The 19,371-nt window shown below is 70.7% G+C and carries 19 protein-coding genes and 3 pseudogenes; 10 read left to right on the top strand and 12 right to left on the bottom strand.

What is annotated here, in order from left to right; translation table 11 throughout:
- The first annotated feature begins 42 nt into the window (after positions 1-42).
- Both sufC and ACZZ0J_RS03285 read left to right on the top strand, forming a co-directional pair.
- The gene (gene sufC / locus ACZZ0J_RS03290; RefSeq protein ID WP_463434826.1) at positions 43-825 is read left to right on the top strand and encodes a Fe-S cluster assembly ATPase SufC; all 783 of its coding nucleotides are present in this window, start codon (positions 43-45) and stop codon (positions 823-825) included.
- Positions 825-1,154, top strand: coding sequence for a metal-sulfur cluster assembly factor (locus tag ACZZ0J_RS03285; RefSeq protein WP_111083972.1), 330 nt, complete (start codon positions 825-827; stop codon positions 1,152-1,154). Before sufC ends, ACZZ0J_RS03285 begins: the two co-directional genes overlap by 1 nt.
- Before the next feature lie 210 nt (positions 1,155-1,364).
- Here the strand turns inward: ACZZ0J_RS03285 and ACZZ0J_RS03280 are convergent, their stop codons facing one another.
- A complete protein-coding gene (locus ACZZ0J_RS03280) occupies positions 1,365-1,964 on the bottom strand; it encodes a biotin transporter BioY (protein WP_123294377.1) in 600 nt (199 codons plus the stop codon).
- A 115-nt stretch (positions 1,965-2,079) separates the two neighbouring features.
- On the opposite strand from ACZZ0J_RS03280, the gene ACZZ0J_RS03275 reads away from it, so the two are divergent.
- Positions 2,080-3,678 carry an ABC-F family ATP-binding cassette domain-containing protein gene (locus ACZZ0J_RS03275; protein WP_159571247.1) on the top strand — a complete coding sequence of 533 codons (1,599 nt, stop codon included), beginning with the start codon at positions 2,080-2,082 and terminating at the stop codon, positions 3,676-3,678.
- Between the two features lie 98 nt (positions 3,679-3,776).
- Here the strand turns inward: ACZZ0J_RS03275 and ACZZ0J_RS03270 are convergent, their stop codons facing one another.
- The 4 genes and pseudogenes from ACZZ0J_RS03270 to ACZZ0J_RS03255 all read right to left on the bottom strand — a co-directional run bounded on the left by ACZZ0J_RS03270 (position 3,777) and on the right by ACZZ0J_RS03255 (position 5,484).
- Positions 3,777-4,202 carry an SURF1 family cytochrome oxidase biogenesis protein gene (locus ACZZ0J_RS03270; protein ID WP_463434821.1) on the bottom strand — a complete coding sequence of 142 codons (426 nt, stop codon included), beginning with the start codon at positions 4,200-4,202 and terminating at the stop codon, positions 3,777-3,779.
- Positions 4,203-4,356: 154 nt separating this feature from the next.
- A pseudogene (locus tag ACZZ0J_RS03265) lies at positions 4,357-4,536 on the bottom strand (SURF1 family cytochrome oxidase biogenesis protein); the annotation flags it as partial.
- A gap of 218 nt (positions 4,537-4,754) precedes the next feature.
- The gene (locus ACZZ0J_RS03260; RefSeq protein ID WP_463434819.1) at positions 4,755-4,982 is read right to left on the bottom strand and encodes a hypothetical protein; all 228 of its coding nucleotides are present in this window, start codon (positions 4,980-4,982) and stop codon (positions 4,755-4,757) included.
- Between the two features lie 79 nt (positions 4,983-5,061).
- Entirely contained in the window at positions 5,062-5,484 is a 423-nt protein-coding gene (locus tag ACZZ0J_RS03255; RefSeq protein ID WP_123312561.1) for a DUF3099 domain-containing protein, read from the bottom strand.
- Positions 5,485-5,649: 165 nt separating this feature from the next.
- Between ACZZ0J_RS03255 and fabG the strand changes: the two genes are divergently transcribed.
- Positions 5,650-6,363, top strand: coding sequence for a 3-oxoacyl-ACP reductase FabG (gene fabG, locus ACZZ0J_RS03250; RefSeq protein WP_027465673.1), 714 nt, complete (start codon positions 5,650-5,652; stop codon positions 6,361-6,363).
- Positions 6,364-6,489: 126 nt separating this feature from the next.
- On the opposite strand, the gene serB is transcribed toward fabG, so the two are convergent.
- Both serB and glgC read right to left on the bottom strand, forming a co-directional pair.
- Positions 6,490-7,128: a phosphoserine phosphatase SerB gene (serB, locus tag ACZZ0J_RS03245; RefSeq protein ID WP_214546699.1), complete on the bottom strand. Its 639-nt coding sequence runs from the start codon at positions 7,126-7,128 to the stop codon at positions 6,490-6,492.
- Positions 7,129-7,407: 279 nt separating this feature from the next.
- The gene (gene glgC, locus ACZZ0J_RS03240; protein ID WP_123294454.1) at positions 7,408-8,649 is read right to left on the bottom strand and encodes a glucose-1-phosphate adenylyltransferase; all 1,242 of its coding nucleotides are present in this window, start codon (positions 8,647-8,649) and stop codon (positions 7,408-7,410) included.
- A gap of 47 nt (positions 8,650-8,696) precedes the next feature.
- Here glgC and glgA point away from each other — a divergent pair, with 47 nt between their 5' ends.
- From glgA to ACZZ0J_RS03225, 3 genes and pseudogenes are all read left to right on the top strand, one after another.
- Positions 8,697-9,896, top strand: a complete 1,200-nt coding sequence (gene glgA / locus ACZZ0J_RS03235; RefSeq protein ID WP_463434813.1) for a glycogen synthase — start codon at positions 8,697-8,699, stop codon at positions 9,894-9,896.
- 9 nt (positions 9,897-9,905) lie between these two features.
- Positions 9,906-10,687 (top strand): annotated as a pseudogene (locus ACZZ0J_RS03230) (ABC transporter ATP-binding protein).
- 108 nt (positions 10,688-10,795) lie between these two features.
- Positions 10,796-11,044 (top strand): type B 50S ribosomal protein L31, encoded by a 249-nt coding sequence (locus ACZZ0J_RS03225; RefSeq protein ID WP_017887280.1) that lies wholly within the window; start codon positions 10,796-10,798, stop codon positions 11,042-11,044.
- Positions 11,045-11,123: 79 nt separating this feature from the next.
- Here the strand turns inward: ACZZ0J_RS03225 and ACZZ0J_RS03220 are convergent, their stop codons facing one another.
- Together ACZZ0J_RS03220 and treS are read right to left on the bottom strand one after the other, a co-directional pair.
- Positions 11,124-11,867: a 3'-5' exonuclease gene (locus ACZZ0J_RS03220; protein ID WP_123339893.1), complete on the bottom strand. Its 744-nt coding sequence runs from the start codon at positions 11,865-11,867 to the stop codon at positions 11,124-11,126.
- Between the two features lie 58 nt (positions 11,868-11,925).
- Positions 11,926-13,652, bottom strand: a pseudogene (treS, locus tag ACZZ0J_RS03215) (maltose alpha-D-glucosyltransferase).
- A gap of 95 nt (positions 13,653-13,747) precedes the next feature.
- Between treS and ACZZ0J_RS03210 the strand changes: the two are divergent.
- A complete protein-coding gene (locus ACZZ0J_RS03210) occupies positions 13,748-14,824 on the top strand; it encodes an alpha/beta fold hydrolase (RefSeq protein ID WP_463434783.1) in 1,077 nt (358 codons plus the stop codon).
- A gap of 5 nt (positions 14,825-14,829) precedes the next feature.
- Positions 14,830-15,903 (top strand): glycosyltransferase, encoded by a 1,074-nt coding sequence (locus ACZZ0J_RS03205; protein ID WP_463438131.1) that lies wholly within the window; start codon positions 14,830-14,832, stop codon positions 15,901-15,903.
- 151 nt (positions 15,904-16,054) lie between these two features.
- Here the strand turns inward: ACZZ0J_RS03205 and ACZZ0J_RS03200 are convergent, their stop codons facing one another.
- The 3 genes from ACZZ0J_RS03200 to ACZZ0J_RS03190 form a co-directional block, all read right to left on the bottom strand.
- Entirely contained in the window at positions 16,055-16,516 is a 462-nt protein-coding gene (locus ACZZ0J_RS03200; RefSeq protein ID WP_463434781.1) for a hypothetical protein, read from the bottom strand.
- Positions 16,517-16,863: 347 nt separating this feature from the next.
- Positions 16,864-17,502: a histidine phosphatase family protein gene (locus ACZZ0J_RS03195; RefSeq protein ID WP_111083982.1), complete on the bottom strand. Its 639-nt coding sequence runs from the start codon at positions 17,500-17,502 to the stop codon at positions 16,864-16,866.
- Entirely contained in the window at positions 17,499-18,419 is a 921-nt protein-coding gene (locus tag ACZZ0J_RS03190) for a Sir2 family NAD-dependent protein deacetylase (protein ID WP_463434778.1), read from the bottom strand. Before ACZZ0J_RS03190 ends, ACZZ0J_RS03195 begins: the two co-directional genes overlap by 4 nt.
- A gap of 108 nt (positions 18,420-18,527) precedes the next feature.
- Between ACZZ0J_RS03190 and ACZZ0J_RS03185 the strand changes: the two genes are divergently transcribed.
- Positions 18,528-19,346, top strand: coding sequence for a TrmH family RNA methyltransferase (locus ACZZ0J_RS03185; RefSeq protein WP_123339666.1), 819 nt, complete (start codon positions 18,528-18,530; stop codon positions 19,344-19,346).
- Positions 19,347-19,371: the final 25 nt, after the last annotated feature.

The following is a 19,371-nucleotide window of genomic DNA, read 5'->3' as shown; positions in this document are numbered from 1 at the left end:
GGCCCGTCCGCGACACGACAGAAAACCGAAGGAACCCACGCAATGTCCACTCTGGAAATCCGCGACCTCCAGGTCTCGATCGACACCGATCAGGGCACCAAGGAGATCCTCAAGGGTGTCGACCTCACGATCAACGAGGGCGAGATCCACGCGATCATGGGGCCGAACGGCTCCGGCAAGTCCACGCTGGCCTACACGATCGCCGGGCACCCCCGGTACGACGTCGTCGGTGGCTCGATCACCCTCGACGGCGAGGACGTCCTCGCGATGAGCGTCGACGAGCGCGCCCGTGCCGGCATGTTCCTGGCGATGCAGTACCCGGTCGAGATCCCCGGCGTGACGGTGTCGAACTTCCTCCGCACCGCCAAGACGGCGATCGACGGCGAGGCCCCGGCCCTGCGCGGCTGGATCAAGGAGCTCCGCCAGTCGATGGCCGACCTCAAGATGGACTCGTCGTTCGCCGAGCGCAACGTCAACGAGGGCTTCTCCGGTGGCGAGAAGAAGCGCCACGAGATCATGCAGCTCGAGCTCCTCAAGCCCCGCTTCGCCGTGCTCGACGAGACCGACTCCGGCCTCGACGTCGACGCGCTGAAGATCGTGTCCGAGGGCGTCAACCGCGCCAAGGCCGCGACCGGCCTGGGCGTGCTGCTCATCACGCACTACACGCGCATCCTCCGCTACATCAAGCCGGACTTCGTGCACGTGTTCGTCGCGGGCAAGGTCGCCGAGCAGGGTGGCCCGGAGCTGGCCGACCGCCTCGAGAACGAGGGCTACGACCGCTACGTGCAGGCTGCGGCGGCGTCCGCCGCAGAGGCGCAGGCCTGATGATCGCGGCACTCGCACCGGAGAAGTTCGACGAGGTCGTCGAGGGCCTGAAGGAGGTCCAGGACCCGGAGCTCGGCGTCAACATCGTCGACCTCGGCCTGATCTACGACCTGGCCTGGGACGACGAAGCCTCGGCGCTCGTGATCAGCATGACGCTGACGAGTGCCGGCTGCCCGCTCACCGACGTCATCGAGGGCGACACCGCGAACGCGCTCGACGGCATCGTGGACGCCTTCCGCATCAACTGGGTCTGGATGCCGCCGTGGGGTCCGGAGCGGATCACCGACGACGGGCGCGAGATGATGCGCGCGCTCGGGTTCGCGATCTAGTCGCGACCACACCGCAGACGGGAGGCCCGGTGCCAGCTGGCACCGGGCCTCCCGTCTGTCCGTGGTCGCGCCGCGCGCGGGGCGCGACACGCCACTCACGTTCGCCGAGGTTCCACGGACGAACGCAGAAGCGGCCGGGGTTCCGAGACATCGGAACCCCGGCCGCCGAGCCGGGCGTGTCGACCGTGTCGACGACGAGCGCGCCGTGCGTCAGCGGCGGCCGAGCGCCTTCCACGCGAGCGGCACGATGCCCGCGGCGATGAGCGCCTTCGCGATCCCACCGACGATGAACGGGTACAGGCCAGCAGCGAGCACCGACTGCAGGTCGTTGGGTGCGCCGAGCTGCCCGAGCACGACCGCCAGGTACGGCAGACCGGTCACGAACGGGATGGCACTCGCGAGCAGCATCGCGACGGCTGCGCGCCCGAAGTGCCGGTCCCAGTTGCGGCGGGCCAGCCAGCCGACGACGCCCGCGGCGGGGATGAACCCGATGACGTAGCCGAAGCTCGGTACGGCCAAGGCCTGCAGGCCGCCGGTCATGTCGGCGAAGAACGGTGCGCCCGCCAGGCCGGCGACGGCGTAGACGAGCAGCGAGAGCATGCCGCGTCGGGCACCCAGGGTCGCACCGACGAGGACGACGGCGAGCGTCTGCCCGGTGATCGGGACCGGCCACATCGGGACCTCGAGCTGTGCCATCGCAGCGGTGAACAGGGCTCCGCCGGCGACGAGGGCGGCGTTCGTGGCCAGCCCGTGCGTCCGCAGACGGTCGGCGAGGACTGCGCGGGGAGCGAACCCGGTGGCGTTCGTCATGGATTCTCCTAGAATGGACTGCTGGTCCCGTTCGGAACCATCGGTCCCGTCAGCGTAGCGGTGCACCTCACGCACACGTCGTTGTGCAAACCCACCAACTGATTGGACGTCCACTGTGCTTGCCGTGCACGAACTCGAGATCCGCGTCGGAGCTCGTCTCCTCATGGAAGACGTGTCCTTCCGTGTCGAGAAGGGTGACAAGATCGGACTCGTCGGCCGCAACGGCGCGGGGAAGACGACGATGACCAAGGCCCTCGCAGGCGAGACGCAGCCGAACGGCGGCACGATCGACCGCGGTGGTGAGATCGGCTACCTGCCGCAGGACCCGCGCTCCGGCGACCCGGAGGAGACCGCGCGCAAGCGCATCCTCGACGCCCGCGGGCTCGGTGAACTCGTGGAGGGCATCCGCCTCGCCACGCTCGACATGGCGAGCGAGGACACCGCCGTCGCCGAGAAGGCGATGCGCCGGTACAGCCGGCTCGACGACCAGTTCAACGCGCTCGGCGGCTACGCGGCCGAGGCCGAGGCGGCGTCGATCGCGTCGAACCTCAAGCTGCCGGACCGCATCCTCGACCAGCAGCTCAAGACCCTGTCCGGTGGTCAGCGTCGTCGCATCGAGCTCGCGCGGATCCTGTTCTCGGACGCCGAGACGATGATCCTCGACGAGCCCACGAACCACCTCGACGCCGACTCGGTCGTGTGGCTGCGGGAGCACCTGAAGACCTACCCCGGCGGCGTCATCATCATCTCCCACGACGTCGAGCTCGTGGAAGAGGTCGTCAACCGCGTGTTCTACCTCGACGCCAACCGCCAGACCATCGACATCTACAACATGGGCTGGAAGCTCTACCAGCGGCAGCGCGTCGCCGACGAGGAGCGTCGCCGCAAGGAGCGCGCCGGCGCCGAGAAGAAGGCCGCGACGTTGAAGGACCAGGCCGCTCGGTTCGGTGCGAAGGCCTCGAAGGCCGCCGCGGCGCACCAGATGGTCGCGCGTGCCGACAAGCTGCTCGCAGGTCTCGAGGACGAACGCGTCGCCGACCGGGTCGCCAAGATCCGCTTCCCCACGCCGGCCCCCTGCGGCCGCACGCCGCTCATGGCCGAGGGGCTGTCGAAGTCCTACGGGTCGCTCGAGATCTTCGCGGGCGTCGACCTGGCGATCGACCGCGGTTCGCGCGTCGTCATCCTCGGGTTCAACGGTGCCGGCAAGACGACGCTGCTCCGGATCCTGGCGGGCGCCGACCTGCCCGACACCGGTGAGATCCAGCCCGGCCACGGCCTGCGCATCGGGTACTACGCGCAGGAGCACGAGAACATCGACATCAACCGCACCGTGATCGAGAACATGGTGTCGGCGTCGACCGACCTCAACGAGACCGAGGCCCGTCGCGTGCTCGGGTCCTTCCTGTTCACCGGGGACGACGGCTACAAGAAGGCCGGGGTCCTGTCCGGTGGCGAGAAGACCCGACTGTCGCTCGCGATGATCGTGGTCTCCGGGGCGAACGTGCTGCTGCTCGACGAGCCGACGAACAACCTGGACCCGGCGTCGCGCGAGGAGATCCTCAATGCCCTCGCCGGGTTCGAGGGCGCGGTCGTCCTGGTGTCGCACGACGCCGGTGCCGTCGAGGCGCTCAACCCCGAGCGCGTGCTGCTGCTGCCGGACGGCACCGAGGACCACTGGAACAAGGACTACGCGGAGCTCATCGAGCTCGCCTGACGCCGGTCGGCAGGGCAGCCGGGTGGCCAGGCGGAGCCTGTCCGCACGGTGCCGGGTTCGCCGTCCGGTGCGCCGACGCGCGCACACGAGCGGGCGCGTCAGCGGCGGGACGCGATCAGGTCGTCCTCGATCTCGGCGTCGGTCTTGGGCTTGGCGTCCTTGCGGCGCTGCCGCTCCTGGGCGCGCTCGCGTTCTTCCGGGTCGTCCTGGTTGAGGTTCCGGTACTCCTGCACCATGACGTACGCCAGGAACCCGAAGCCGCCGGCCGCGAACAGGAACCACTGGATGAAGTAGCTCAGGTGCAGGCCCGTGTCGGCAGTGGGGCGCTCCCAGCCGAGCGGGCGCGCCTCGGTCGGGGCGGGGGACTCGGAGGCGAGCTCGCCGTACGCGCCGGTCCAGATGGGGGTGTCGACCTTCTTCGCGACGTCCGCCAGTGTCACCGACTGCACCTGGTCGGTGTGCGCGGGGTCGGTGCGGCCGGGGATCCGGGGTTCGCTCTGCTGCAGGCGGACGATCGCCGTCACCTCGCCGGACGGGGAGCGGGCACGTGGTCGGGGGCGTCCTGCGCGTTGCCGGTGGGGACCCAGCCGCGGTCGACGATGAACGCGCGGCCGACGTCGGTGACCAGGGGGTGAGGACCTCGAAGCCGGGCTGGCCGTTGTGCACGCGGTTGCGGACGAGCAGCTGCGCGTCGATGTCGTAGCGACCCGTGACGGAGACGCGGAGCCACTCCTGCTCGTCCTGCCAGCTCGACGCCGTCGGCAGCGCCTGGTCGAGGGGAACCGGGGTGTGGTCGTAGTTCTGGGCGACCTGCTCGTTCTGGCGCACCGCTTCGTTGCGGCGGTCCCACTGCCACATGCCGAACAGGGCGCAGACGATCGCGAAGGCCACGGCGATCGCGAAGTACCCCAGCCAGCGGCGACTCCGGACGAAGTGCCATCCGACGAAGGGCTCGTCCGGGTCCTCCTGGGTGCGGCGTTCATCGTCCGGCACGGAGCGACGGGCGTGGTCGGCGGCGCGCTGCAGCTTGGCTGCGTGCTTCCGGCCGTACCGGGAGTGCGGGTCGAAGTCGTCGGTCATCGACCGGTGCCGGCGGAGCGCACCCCGACGTCGTTCTTCGGCGACGAGGCCGGGTCGCGTTCGTCGTCGAGCCGGTCGACGTCCTCGTGCATGCCGGTGACGCGCACCGGGAAGGTGCGGGACCGGAGGTAGTCGGCGAGGAAGTCGCGGTGCTCCTCGCACGCGGCCCAGATCTTCACGCGGTCGGCGGAGTGGATCCGGGGTTGCGCCAGTTCACCCGCCACGCTGCCGTGTTGGAGCAGCCGGCCCGGGAGCAGACGGGAGTCGAGCCCGGTTCGGTGTGCAGGTCGAAGGTCGCGCCCATCAGCGGTGTCCCCACATCTTCGAGCGGTCGCCGTTGCGCTGCCACTCGTCCTGCGCGTGCTGGGCCTGCTGCCGGAGGCGGTCCTGCTCGTCGCGGTAGGCCTGGGCCCGGTCCTCTTCCTGCTGCTCGCGGAGGCCCGGGTCGACCGCGTCGTAGAGCTGCATGGCACCGGCGGGCGAGATCATGTCGCTCTCGGTCCGGCTGCCGGCGTTCGCGACGATGACGGCGACCCAGGGGATCACGGCGGCGAGGACGATCGGCACGACGGCGATCCAGGAGTGCCAGATGGAGTAGACGAGCACGGCCACGACGAAGAGGACGACGCGGATGGCCATCTGCCACACGTAGCGGGACAGGCGGTGCGCCCGGTCCAGCTCCGGCGAATCCGGGAGCGTGGTGATGCTGGTGTGCGTGCTCTTCATACAGATGGTCTCCGTCTACCCGTGGTCCAGCCTAAGCCTCCGGGGCCGATCGTGGGTGCGCCGCGCGCGAACGGGCTGCGGTGCTGGCTCCGCTACGCTCGTCCGGGCGTGTCCGCCGACCCGTCGGCACGACACGACCGCACACCACCACCGAACGGAGCGACCATGAGCACCCCCCGTACCGTCCTGATCACCGGCGGCAACCGCGGCATCGGCCACGCCCTCGCCGAGCGTTTCGTCGCCGCCGGGCACCGCGTCGCGGTCACGTCGCGCAGCGGACAGGGCGGACCCGAAGGGGCCCTCACCGTGCAGGCCGACATCACCGACACGGCCTCGGTGGACGCTGCCTTCACGCAGGTCGAAGCCGAGCTCGGTCCGATCGAGGTGCTCGTGGCCAACGCCGGCATCACGAACGACCAGCTGCTGCTCCGCATGTCCGAGGACGACTTCACGAGCGTCGTCGACACCAACCTGACCGGCACGTTCCGGGTCGTGAAGCGCGCCACCAAGGGCATGATGAAGGCCAAGTTCGGGCGCATCGTGCTCATGTCGAGCGTCGTCGGCGCCTACGGCCAGATCGGCCAGGTCAACTACGCGTCGTCGAAGGCCGCCCTCGTCGGCATGGCCCGCTCGATCACCCGCGAACTCGGCTCGCGCGGCATCACCGCCAACGTCGTCGCGCCCGGGTTCATCCAGACCGACATGACGGCCGCGCTGTCCGACGAACTGCAGGCCGAGTTCAAGAAGGCGATCCCGGCGGCCCGGTACGGCACGGTCGACGACGTCGCCGACGCCACGCTGTTCCTGGCGAGCGACGGGGCCGGCTACGTCTCCGGCGCGATCATCCCGGTCGACGGCGGCCTCGGCATGGGCCACTAGCCAGCCCGCCCGGCGGGCCCGCTCGGCCTGTCCCGCCCGAGTCTCGGCCTGAGCGACACTGCTCGGGCCGCGCGGGCCGAGCAGTGTCGCCCTGCGCGAGACTCGGCTGCGAGGATCGGCGGAGCGTCAGCCGCGCAGGCCGAGCGTCGCGAGCACGGCGGACAGGTCGCGGTCCACGACGGCGACGTCCGCCTGCTCCCGCACGCGCGGCTTCGCGTCGAACGCCACCGACAGGGCGGCGACGCGCATCATCTCGAGGTCGTTCGCCCCGTCACCGATCGCGACGGTGCGGACCGCGTCCACGCCGTCGGCCTCGGCCCACTCCCGCAGGGCGACGGCCTTGGCGTGCGCGTCCACGACGTCGCCGAGCACACGGCCGGTCAGCTCGCCGTCGGCCACCTCGAGCCGGTTCGCCCGGCAGTGGTCGAGACCGAGCTGCTCGGCGAACGGGTCGAGGACCTCGTGGAACCCGCCGGACACGACACCGACGGTCCCACCGGCGGCGTGCACGCCGCGGACGAGTTGGTCGGCACCCCGCGTCACGCGGACCGCCTGCTGTGCGCGTCGGAAGACGTCGACCGGGAGGCCCGCCAGGGTCGCGACCCGCTCCCGGAGGCTCTCGGCGAAGTCGATCTCCCCGCGCATGGCGCGCTCCGTGATCGCCGCGACCTGTGGCCGGGTCCCGGCGGTGTCGGCGAGGAGTTCGATCACCTCGTCCTCGAGGAGGGTGGAATCGGCATCGAGGACGACGAGGAAGCGGGGCACGGACCAACGGTACCGACAGACGGAGGCACGGCCCGCGTCCGTGACGCGAGCCGTGCCTCCTGTCCGTCCGTTCGTCGGTGTCGACGTGACCGGCCGACGCTACGCGTCGACGCGGACGCCCTTGCCGACCCATGGGCGGAGCCCGGACTTGTTGACGGATCAGGCGTCGACGCGGACGCCCTTGCCGACCAATGGGCGGAGCCCGGACTTGTTGACGGATCAGGCGTCGACGCGGACGCCCTTGCCGACCAATGGGCGGAGCCCGGACTTGTTGACGGATCAGGCGTCGACGCGGACGCCCTTGCCGACCACGGTGATGCCGGACTCGGTCACGGTGAAGCCGCGGGCCTCGTCGGCCTCACGGTCGATGCCGACCTGCGCACCCGGCGCGATGACGACGTCCTTGTCCAGGATCGCCCGGTTCACGACCGAACCGGCGCCGATCGTCGCCCGCTCGAAGACGATCGAGTCGAGGACCTTCGCGCCGGAGTCGATCCCGCACCACGGGCCGATCATGCTGCGTTCGACCTGCGCGCCCGACACCAGGCAACCGAGCGACACGAGCGAGTCGACCGTCGAGCCGGTGTTGCCGTTGGCGTCCCGCACGAACTTCGCCGGCGGCAGGTTGGTCTGCTGGTTGAAGATCGGCCAGTCCTGGTTGTACAGGTTGAACACCGGCACCGGGGCGATGAGGTCCATGTGCGCGTCGAAGAACGAGTCGATCGTCCCCACGTCGCGCCAGTAGTACTTGTCGCGGTCGGTGGACCCGGGGACCTCGTTGCGCTGCAGGTCGTAGACACCGGCGTCGCCGCGGTCCACGAAGTCGGGGACGATGTCGCCGCCCATGTCGTGCGCGGACGACTCGACCTGGCCGTCGCGGAGCACCGCGTCGACGAGGGCGTCCGCGTTGAACACGTAGTTGCCCATCGAGGCCAGGACCTCGCCGGGGGAGTCGGCGAGCCCGACCGGGTTCTTCGGCTTCTCGAGGAAGGCGTCGATCTTCGTCGGGTCGTCGGCGTCCACCTGGATGACGCCGAACTGGTCGGCGAGCTCGATGGGCTGACGGATCGCCGCGACGGTGGCGCTGCGACCCGAGGCGATGTGCGCCTCGACCATCTGGTGGAAGTCCATCCGGTACACGTGGTCGGCGCCGACCACGACGACGATGTCGGGACGCTCGTCGCGGAGCAGGTTGAGCGACTGCAGGATCGCGTCGGCCGACCCGGCGAACCAGCGCTTGCCGAGTCGCTGCTGCGCGGGGACCGACGCCACGTAGGACCCGAGCAGGCCCTCCATGCGCCAGGTCTCGGCGACGTGCCGGTCGAGACTGTGCGACTTGTACTGGGTGAGGACGACGATCTTCTGCAGACCGGAGTTCACCAGGTTCGACAGCGCGAAGTCGATGAGACGGAAGTTCCCGCCGAACGGGACTGCGGGCTTCGCCCGGTCGGCCGTGAGCGGCATGAGCCGTTTCCCCTCGCCGCCAGCGAGCACGATGCCGAAGACCTTCTTTGGTGCCATGCCGATCACAGTAGGCGTCAGCACTGGGAACCGGTTACCTTGAACCCGTGCGAGTCGATCTACTGACCAGGGAGTATCCGCCGGAGGTCTACGGCGGAGCGGGTGTCCACGTGGCCGAACTGACTGCTGCGCTGCGGTCGGGGACGGACACCGACGTCCGTGTCCGGGCGTTCGGGGCGTTCCGCGACGAAGCCGACGTCTGGGGGTACCGCACGCCGGCCGGTCTCGAACAGGCGAACGGCGCGCTGCAGGCGCTCGGCACCGACGTGGCCATCGCCGCCGACGTCGAGGGCGCCGACCTCGTGCACTCGCACACCTGGTACGCGAACTCGGCGGGCCGGATTGCGCAGTTGACCTACGGGATCCCCCACGTCGTCACGGCGCACAGCCTCGAGCCGCTGCGCCCGTGGAAGGCCGAGCAGCTCGGCGGCGGCTACCGCCTGTCGAGCTGGATGGAACGCGAGGCGTTCGAGAACGCCGACGGTGTCATCGCGGTGTCGAAGGCCATGCGCGCCGACATCCTGCGCTCGTACCCGTCGATCGACCCGGCCAAGGTGCACGTCGTCTACAACGGCATCGACATCGACGCCTGGAAGCCGCAGGTCGACGAGGACGCCGTCCGCGCCCTCGGCATCGACCCGTCGCGCCCCAGCGTCGTCTTCGTCGGTCGCATCACCCGGCAGAAGGGCCTGCCCTACCTGCTCCGCGCCGTGGCGTCGCTCCCCGAGGACGTCCAGATCGTGCTGTGCGCCGGTGCCCCGGACACCCCGGAGATCCTCGCCGAGGTCACCGGGTTGGTCGAGGGCCTGCGCGAGCAGCGCGAGGGCGTCGTGTGGATCGACCGGATGCTCGCGCACGAGGAGATCGTGAACGTGCTGTCCTCGGGCACCGTGTTCGTGTGCCCGTCGATCTACGAACCGCTCGGCATCGTGAACCTCGAGGCCATGGCGTGCGGCATCCCCGTCGTCGGTACCCGGACCGGGGGCATCCCCGAGGTCGTCGCGGACGGCTTCACCGGTCGCATCGTGCCGATCGACCAGGCGCAGGACGGCACGGGCACCCCGACCGACCCCGACAAGTACGTGGCGGACCTGGCTGCGACGCTCAACGAGGTGCTCGCCGACGAGGGGCTCGCGAAGCTCATGGGCCGCGCCGGGCGCCTGCGCGTCGAGTCCGAGTTCACCTGGGACGCGATCGCCACGAGGACACGGCAGGTCTACGACGAGGTGCTCGGCCGGACCCCGTAGGCTGGTCGCATGCCCTCGGTCGTGCGCTTGTCGGACGTCTCCGTGGTCCGCAACGGGGCCACCATCCTCGACTCGATCTCGTGGGGGTGCAGGACGACGAACGCTGGGTCGTGCTCGGCGCGAACGGCGCCGGCAAGACCACGCTGCTGCAGGTCGCCGGTGCCCAGACGTTCCCGACCTCGGGTGACGTCGAAGTGCTCGGCACCGAGCTGGGCGGCGCCGACCTGTTCGAGCTCCGCCCGCGCATCGGCTTCGCGTCGACCGCCCTGGCCCGGCGCATCCCGGTGACCGAGAAGGTCATCGACGTCGTGCTGACGGCTGCGTACTCGGTCACGGGTCGCTGGAACGAGGAGTACGAGGAGCTCGACGTCCGCCGTGCCCAGCGCGTGCTCGAGGAGTGGGGCCTGGGGTCGTTCACCGACCGCACCTTCGGCGAGCTGAGCGACGGCGAGCAGAAGCGCGTCCAGATCGCCCGTGCCGTCATGACCGACCCGGAGATCCTGTTCCTGGACGAACCGGCCGCCTCGCTCGACCTCGGTGCCCGTGAGAGCCTCGTCCGCACCCTCGGCGGCTACGCCCAGAGCGCCGACTCGCCGGCCATCGTGATCGTCACCCACCACGTCGAGGAGATCCCCGCCGGGTTCACCCACGCGCTGGTGCTCGGCGACGGCCACGTGCAGGCCGCCGGGCCCATCGACGAGGTCCTGACCGACCAGACCCTGACCGAGGCGTTCGGCATCGCGCTGTCCGTCACGAAGGACGCCGGTCGGTACACGGCGCGCGCGTCCTAGCGCTGCGATCGCGCCGTCCGTCTGGTAACGTTGACGGCTGGCGCAAGCCGATGACTTCCCGCGCATCTCGCGCAATCCCACCACCGCTACCGCTATCGAGGAAACTCCATGAAGACCGACACCCACCCCGAGTACCGCGCCATCGTCTTCCGTGACCTGGCCTCCGGTGAGACCTTCCTGACGCGTTCCACCGCGAACAGCGACAAGACGATCGAGCTCGACGGTGCCACCTACCCGGTGATCGACGTCGAGATCTCGTCCGCTTCGCACCCGTTCTACACGGGCAAGCAGCGCATCCTCGACTCGGCCGGTCGCGTCGAGAAGTTCAACCAGCGCTTCAAGGGCTTCTCCAAGTAAGCAGCCCCACAGCACGTCGGAACGGGCGGTCCTCCTTCGGGAGGACCGCCCGTTCTGCGTCGTGCGGCCGGTGCGCGGGTCAGGCGCCGTTGCGGTGCGGCCAGCGACCGTCGGCGGTGAAGGACGGGTCGCGCTTCTTGCGCATGTACTCCTGGAACGAGGTCGCCTGCTCGGCGCACCACCCGACCTGCTTGCGGTGGAGCTCTTCTGCCGAGATGCCGAGTTCGTCCTGGTACTTGCCGGCGATGGCCTGGGCGACCCGACCGGCCGCGATGGCGTCGGCGCCGGCGTCGTGTGCGTCGTCGAGGGTGACGCCGTACAGCTCGGACGCCGCCTCGAGCGTGCGCTTGCCCTTGCGGAAGGTGTCGAGGGCCTTGTCGATCACGAGCGGGTCGACGACGTTGCCGATGACGGGGGAGGCGAACCCGTGCCGCTTCGCCTCGCGGTCGAGGACCGTCAGGTCGTACGGGGCGTTGTAGATCACCAGCGGGATGCCGCGGGCGAACACCGCCTCGATCGCGGCGATGATCTCGGCGACGACCTCGGCCGCGGGACGCCCCTCGGCCTGGGCGCGCTCGGTGGTGTAGCCGTGCACGGCCGCGGCGCCCTCGGGGATCGCGATGCCCGGGTCGGCGATCCACGCGCCCTCGGCGATGGAGGCACCCGTCATGTCGATGAGGCCGACGTGCGCCGTGACGATCCGCGCCGTCTCGACGTCGACACCGGTGGTCTCGAGGTCGAAGACGCCGAGGGCGTGCCACCAGGGGCGTCCGGAGAGGTCCTGCGCCGGGGCGGGCGTGTCGAGCTGTGCTGTCGGATCCAGCTGTGCTGTGGGGAACGTCACGCGGTCAGGCTAACGGGACGCACCGACACGACCGGTGCTACCCGACCGGCGCGCCGACGTGCAGCCAGTAGAACGACTGCGTCCCGAGGGTCAGCGTGACGGTGCCGTCCTCGTCGAACGCGGGGAACGAACCGCCGCCGAACAGGTCGTAGAGCGGCCGACCGGCGAACTCGGGAGCCGACACCGTGACCGACGTCGGGTTGGTGGCGAACGAGAACACGCACAGCACGTCCTCCGCCGACGGCCCGAACTGCTGGCCGGAGCCCTCCACGAGCGCACGAACGCCAGCACCGACTCGTTCGAGGTCTCCTGCACGTGCAGGGTCCCGAGCCCGAACACCGGGTGGGCCTTCCGCACGTGGATGACGTTGCGCACCCAGTGCAGCAGGGAGCGGGACTGGGCGAGCTGCGCCTCGACGTTGACCTGCGCGTAGTTGTACACGAGCGACTGCACCACGGGCAGGTAGAGCTTGCCCGGGTCTGCCGTGGAGAACCCGGCGTTGCGGTCGGGGGTCCACTGCATCGGCGTACGGGACGAGTCGCGGTCGGGCAGCCAGATGTTGTCGCCCATCCCGATCTCGTCGCCGTAGTACAGGAACGGCGAGCCCGGCAGCGAGAACAGCAGTGCGTGGATGAGTTCGAGTTCGGCACGCGAGTTGTCGAGCAGGGGAGCGAGGCGGCGGCGGATGCCGATGTTCGAGCGCATCCGGGGGTCGTAGCCGTACCAGCCGTACATGGCCTGCCGGTACTCCTCGCTGACCATCTCGAGCGTGAGCTCGTCGTGGTTGCGGAGGAACACGCCCCAGGCTGCCGCGGACGGCACGTCGAGCGTCTCCGACAGGATCGCCGACAGCTCCTTGGCGTGCTGGGCACGGAGCGAGTAGAAGATGCGGGGCATCACCGGGAAGTCGAATGCCATGTGGCACTCGGGCTCCTCGTCGGTGCCGAAGAAGGCGGCGGTCTCGCGCGGCCACTGGTTCGCCTCGGCGAGCAGGACACGGCCGGGGTACTCGTCGTCCACCATCGCGCGCATCTTCTTGATGAACTCGTGGGTCTCCGGTTCGCCCTCGCCGTTGCCTTCTTCGGACTCGAACAGGTACGGGATCGCGTCGAGCCGCAGACCGTCGACACCGAGGTCGAGCCAGTGCCGCACGACGTCGTACACGGCCTCGACCACCGCGGGGTTCTCGAAGTTCAGGTCGGGCTGGTGCGAGAAGAACCGGTGGAAGAAGAACTGCCGGCGGACCGGGTCGAACGTCCAGTTCGACTCCTCGGTGTCGACGAAGATCACCCGGATGTTCGGGTACTCCTCGTCCGTGTCCCGCCAGACGTAGAAGTCACCGAAGGGGCCGTCGGGATCCTCGCGGGACTGCTGGAACCACTCGTGCTGGTCGCTGGTGTGGTTGATCACCATGTCGATGACGATGCGCATGTTGCGCTCGTGCGACTTCGTGACGAGCTCGCGGAAGTCGTCGAGCGTGCCGAACTCCGGCAGGATCGCCTTGTAGTCGGCGATGTCGTACCCGCCGTCGCGCATCGGCGACTGGAAGAACGGCGGCAGCCACAGGGCGTCGACGCCGAGCCACTGCAGGTAGTCGAGCTTGCCGATCACGCCCTGCAGGTCACCGATCCCGTCGCCGTTCGAATCGACGAACGAGCGGATCATGCACTCGTAGAAGACCGAGCGCTTGTACCACTGCGGGTCGAGCGTCAGGCCGGGCAGCTGGATCGGGGCTGTGAAGGTCACCGTGCTCCTCGTCGTCATCGACGGGCCGGTCGACGGCCCGCCCCGGACACGATAGGCGCGCGATGCTGCGGGTGTCCGGGGTTTCGTGCGGTTGTCTTCGTAGACTGGCGCCGATGCAACCGCCCGTGCTCTCCCCGTACCAGTCGCTCATGGCCGCCACACCGGTGGTCCACCGGTCCGTGCAGGTCGACGGCCGCACCACGCACTACTGGGAGTACGGGCCGTCCGACGCGACGCAGACCGTCCTCGCGGTGCACGGGTTCCGCGGCGACCACCACGGCCTCGAGACGATCGCCGCGCACCTGCAGGACGTCCGCGTGATCGTCCCCGACCTGCCCGGCTTCGGCGTGTCCGACCCGTTGCCGGTGTCGGACATCGAGTCGTACGTCGGCTGGCTGCGCGCGTTCCACGAGGCGCTCGGGCTCCGCCGCGACGCCGTCGTCCTCGGCCACTCGTTCGGGTCGATCGTGGTGTCCGCCACCGTGGCTGCCGGGCTCGACACCCGGCTGCTCGTCCTCGTGAACCCGATCGCCGCGCCGGCGCTGCAGGGACCCCGTGCGGTGGGCACCGGGATCGCGATCGGCTACTACAAGGCCGGCGCGGTGCTGCCGAGACCGATCGGGCTCGGGATCCTGCGGAACGCCGCCATCGTGCGGGTGATGAGCATCGCGATGCTCAAGTCGCACGACCGCGGGATGCGCCGCTGGGTGCACGACCAGCACGACCGGTACTTCTCGGCCTTCGCGAACCGCACGAGCGTGCTCGAGGCGTTCCGGACCTCGGTCACCCACGACGTGTCCGAGTACGCGGACCGCATCGACGTGCCGGTGCTGATGATCGCCGCCGAGCACGACGACATCACGGCCGTCCCCGAGCAGCGCGCCCTGGCCGCCCGCCTGCGCGATGCCGAACTCGTGGTCATCCCCGGGGTCGGGCACCTGGTGCACTACGAGACACCGGCACCGGCCGCGGCGGCGGTGCTGCGCCGGATGGCGGACACGGCCGCGCGCCCTGGACGGGGCCGCGGCACCAAGGCGGGCCGACCGTCGGGGGCGGGACGGGCCTCCCGGTCGACCGCGACGACGGCGACCGGGACAAAGGCGACCGCGACGAAGGCGACCGCGCCGAAGGCGAGCGCGCCGAAGTCGGACGACTCGACGACGAGCGACGCGAAGGAGTCCGACGCGTGACGCGTCTGCGCATCGGCATCGACTGCCGCTACGTCCGGATCGGCCGCCACGACGGCATCAGCCGGTTCACCGCCGGGGTCGCCTGGAACCTGCCCGACCGGCACGACGTCGTGCTGCTCGTCCACGACGAACGCCAGCTCGAGTCGCTGCCGCGCGACCTGCCGTGGGAGCTGCTCCCCGCGCCGACCGAAGCGGGGGAGCCGCTCGTCGCACGACGGGTGAACCGACTCGGCCTCGACGCGGTGTTCTCGCCGATGCAGACGATGGGCTCGCGGGGGCGCGACTACGCACTCGTGCTCACCCTGCACGACCTGATCTACTACCGGAACCGGACGCCTCCGCGCGAGTTCTCGTGGCCGCTCCGGCTCGGGTGGCGCGCGTTCCACCTGTCGTGGGTGCCGCAGCGCGTCCTGCTGAACGGTGCCGACGGGGTGGTCACGGTGTCCGAGACCACCGCGGGGCTCATCGCCGAGCACCGGCTGACGAAGCGTCCGGTGACGGTGGCGTACAACGCTGCCGACCCGGCGGCTCCGCGTGCGGCGGGTGCGCCGCGGGAGCGCTCGCTCGTCTACATGGGCTCGTTCATGCCGTACAAGAACGTCGAGACGCTGGCGGCCGCGTTGCCGCTGCTCGGAGCGGACTGGACCCTGCACTGCATGTCACGCGTCTCCGACGCCGACCGTGCACGGATCGAGGGGCTCGCGCCGGCCGGCGCGATCGTGTTCCACGACGGTGCGACCGACGAGGAGTACCTGTCGGTCCTCCGATCCGCCACGGCCCTGGCGACGGCGTCGTACGACGAGGGCTTCGGCATCCCGCTGGTCGAGGCGATGGGCGTCGGGACCCCGGTCGTCGTGAGCGACATCCCGATCTTCCGCGAGATCGGGGGCGATGCGGCCGAGTACTTCGACCCCGCCTCGCCCTCGGCGGTGGCGGCTGCGGTGCGGCGCGTCGAGGAGCGGTGGGACGAAGCATCGGCGCAGTCGGTCGAGCGGGCCGCGCGGTTCCGGTGGCAGGACTCGGCGGAGCAGGTCGTGCGGGCGGTCGAGCGGGCCGTGGCCGACCGGCGCGGGCGGTAGCGGGGCGCGGTGGCGTCGGTCGACGCGATGCGTTGCGATGCGATGCGTTGCGATGCGATGCGATGCGATGCGATGCGATGCGATGCGACATCGTCGACGTCGTACGACATCGGATTCGTCGTTCTGCATCGGACATGCGACCGGCCGACCGCTACTTCGCGGCGATCACCTCGACGCTCGCCCCGGGGAACACCTTGCGCGTCTCCTCGGTCACCCGCGCCACGATCGGCGGGACGGCGGCCCCACGCCCCGGGGTACGGACGACGATGGCCTGGTCGGCGGCGCGGTCCGAGGGGGTGCCACCGCGCTCCCACGAGCAGCGGACGGCCGTGACCCCGCCGATGCGGTCGAGCCTGTCCGCCAGCACCAGACGCTTCGCCGTCACCGACCGTGAGTCGGAGACGCCCACCTCGATGGCGCCGAGGTCGGCGATCGCGACGACCCGGACGCCGTTGCCGCCCGCCGATTCGGTCGCGCGGCTCAGCGTCTCGACCAGGTCGGTGCGCGCGGCGGCGTCGAGGGACGGGTCGGCCGTGATCGTCGCGGTGGCGTCGTAGCTCGCGAAGCCCGTCTTCTCGGCCGGGTGGTGGAGGACCTCGGTGACACCCGGCACGTCGGCGAGCCGGTCGTCGAGGCGGTCGAGCGCCAGGTCCGGGCGGGGAACGCGCCCCCGACGCCGGTCTGCACGCTGCCGATGATGGTGCCGAGCACGAGGGCGATCACACCGGCGACGACGACGGTGCCGCCGCCGATGAGGAGCCAGGTGCGGGCACGCTGCCCCATCGTGCGGGTCTGCACGCTGGCGGTCTCGGGCCCGAAGGCACGGTCGAGGTCGTCGTCCTGCTGGTCGGCGGCGTGCCAGCCACCCGGGTCGGTTCCGTCGGTCACCATGTCGCCCCCTGGTTCGGGTGCGTCGGAGCCTAGTCGCAGGACGGCCGCCCCGTCCGCGGCCGGCGCGCGTCAGCCCCGGCGTTCCAGCGGGTTCTGGTAGTCGAAGGCGTACCGCCCGGGCCCGTCCGAGACGTCGTCGATCGGGTCGTCGAACCGGACGAGCTCTGCGTGGAAGCGTTCGGGGTCCCAGCGGAACGAGTGGATCGAGCCGTTGCGGATCGGGGTGGCGTGCCGGTCGGCGGTGCCGGGCGCCGCCTCGTTGACCACGCTCCGGATCACCGCGCCGTGGGTGGCGACGACCACGACCCCGCCGTCGAAGCGCACCGCGATCTCACCGAGCGTCTCGGTGATGCGGGCGAGCAGCGCGGACCGGGACTCGCGGCCGGGGATGTCGTCGTGCGGGTACTTCGCCGTGACCTCGGTGTCGGTGAGCCCCTCGGCTTCGCCGTAGGAGCGTTCGGCCAACCCGGCGTACGTCACGGGCGCCGCGAGCCCGAGCCGGTCGGCGATGATCGCCCCGGTCTCGGCGGCGCGGGACAGCGGCGAGGCGACGACGGCGTCGAACTGCCGGCGGGTGAGGAGTTCGGCGGCCTCGGCGGCCTGTCGCCGTCCGGTGTCGTTGAGCGGGATGTCGGTGGAACCCTGGATGCGGCGCTGCGCGTTCCAGTCGGTCTCACCGTGCCGGACCAGGTACAGGAGCGTCGTCACCCGTCGATCATCCCAGACGCCGCGGGACCGGCCGCCGTGGGCCCCGACCCCAGCCGCTCGGCCAGGTGCACCAGCGTCTCGGTCGTCCCGCCGTCGAGCTTCACGGCGGCACGGCGGTCGCTGCGGGTCGCACCGCGGTTCACGATGACCACCGGGTTCTTGCGGCGGGCAGCGTGGTCGACGAGCCGCACGCCGGAGTTCACCGTCAGGGACGACCCCACCACGAGCAGCGCCTCGGCGTCGGCGACGATCGACACCGCCTCGTGGAACTTCTCGGTGGGCACGAACTCGCCGAAGAAGACGACGTCGGGCTTGAGCATGCCGCCGCACACCGAGCAGTCCGGCACCACGAAGCGCTCGACGTCGGTGATCTCGACGTCGCCGTCGGGCTGCAGCTGCACCGAGCCGGGCTCGTCGATCCACGGGTTGGCACGGTCGATGGTCGTGGCGAGGTCGGCGCGGGAGAACACCTGCCCGCAGGTCAGGCAGAGGGCGCGGTCCATCGACCCGTGGATCTCGACCACGCGGCGGGAACCGGCGCGCAGGTGCAGGCCGTCGACGTTCTGCGTGATGACGCCCGTGACGACACCGGCGTCCTCGAGGGCGGCGAGCGCCCGGTGCCCCTCGTTCGGTCGGGCGGCGGCGAAGCTCCGCCAGCCGAGGTGCGAGCCGGCCCAGTACCGCTGCCGTTTGGCGGCGTCGGCGCGGAACTCCTGGAAGGTCATCGGCTTGCGCACGACCCGCCCGGCGCCGCGGTAGTCGGGGATGCCGGAATCGGTGCTCAGACCGGCGCCGGAGAGCACGGCGACGCGCTTGCCGGCGAGCACCTCGAGCACGCGGTCGAGGTCCGCTGCGGTCGGCAGACCCGTCGGCGCCCCGGTGGGCGGTCCGGTCGTCGACGCAGCATCATCCAGCACCCTGTTCACGGTACCCTCAACAGCCGACCGTCCCGGTCGCTTCCCCTTCGGCGAGACGCGGCGAGACACCAGCTGGCCCACCCCCTGCACCACACCGAAACGAGCCCCGTGCACCCCGTCCGCATCGACTCCCTCGACGACCCCCGCCTCGACGACTTCGCCCGTCTGACCGACGTGGCGCTCCGCCGGGTGAGCGAACCGGAGGGCGGCCTGTACATCGCCGAGTCGAACACGGTCATCGAGCGCGCGGTCCGTGCCGGGCACACCCCGCGGAGCATCCTGGTGCAGGAGAAGTGGCTCGACAGCGTGCTGCCCCTGGTCGCCGACCACGACGGTCCGGTCTTCGTCGGCCCGGACGCCCTGCTCGAGGAGCTCACCGGCTTCCGCATGCACCGTGGCGCGATCGCCGCGGTGCAGCGCCCCGAACTGCCGACGGTCGCCGACGTGGTGCGGGACGCGAAGCTCGTCGTCGTGCTCGAGGACATCGTCGACCACACGAACGTCGGTGCCGTCTTCCGCAGCGTCGCCGGCCTGGGCGCGGACGCGGTCCTCGTCAGCCCGCGCTGCGCCGACCCGCTGTACCGCCGGAGCGTCCGGGTGAGCATGGGCACGGTCCTGCAGATCCCGTGGACCCGCATCGGCGAGTGGCCGGCGGCGGGCGAGGAACTGCGCGCGCAGGGCTTCCACCTCGCCGCGATGGCGCTCACCGACGAGTCGGTCGACCTCGCCGAGTTCGCCCGGGACGTCCCCGGCAAGGTCGCGCTCGTCATGGGCACCGAGGGGCAGGGGCTGACGCCCGCCGCGATCGCGTCGGCCGACACCACGGTGCGGATCCCGATGGCGCACGGTGTCGACTCGCTGAACATCGCCGCGGCGAGCGCCGTCGGACTGTGGGCGGTCACCCAGGCCCAGCGGCTCACCTCCTAGCCACGCCACGGGCGGACCGGGAGGC

This window comes from Curtobacterium sp. AC272, assembly GCF_979258155.1.
This window is presented reverse-complemented; position numbering and strand designations above follow the sequence as displayed.

Excerpts from the sequence above, each read along its gene's own strand:
- sufC (WP_463434826.1), top strand. The coding sequence starts at position 43 with ATGTCCACTCTGGAAATCCGCGACCTCCAGGTCTCGATCGACACCGAT.
- ACZZ0J_RS03285 (WP_111083972.1), top strand. The coding sequence starts at position 825 with ATGATCGCGGCACTCGCACCGGAGAAGTTCGACGAGGTCGTCGAGGGC.
- ACZZ0J_RS03280 (WP_123294377.1), bottom strand. The coding sequence starts at position 1,964 with ATGACGAACGCCACCGGGTTCGCTCCCCGCGCAGTCCTCGCCGACCGT.
- ACZZ0J_RS03255 (WP_123312561.1), bottom strand. The coding sequence starts at position 5,484 with ATGAAGAGCACGCACACCAGCATCACCACGCTCCCGGATTCGCCGGAG.
- fabG (WP_027465673.1), top strand. The coding sequence starts at position 5,650 with ATGAGCACCCCCCGTACCGTCCTGATCACCGGCGGCAACCGCGGCATC.
- glgC (WP_123294454.1), bottom strand. The coding sequence starts at position 8,649 with ATGGCACCAAAGAAGGTCTTCGGCATCGTGCTCGCTGGCGGCGAGGGG.
- ACZZ0J_RS03225 (WP_017887280.1), top strand. The coding sequence starts at position 10,796 with ATGAAGACCGACACCCACCCCGAGTACCGCGCCATCGTCTTCCGTGAC.
- ACZZ0J_RS03210 (WP_463434783.1), top strand. The coding sequence starts at position 13,748 with ATGCAACCGCCCGTGCTCTCCCCGTACCAGTCGCTCATGGCCGCCACA.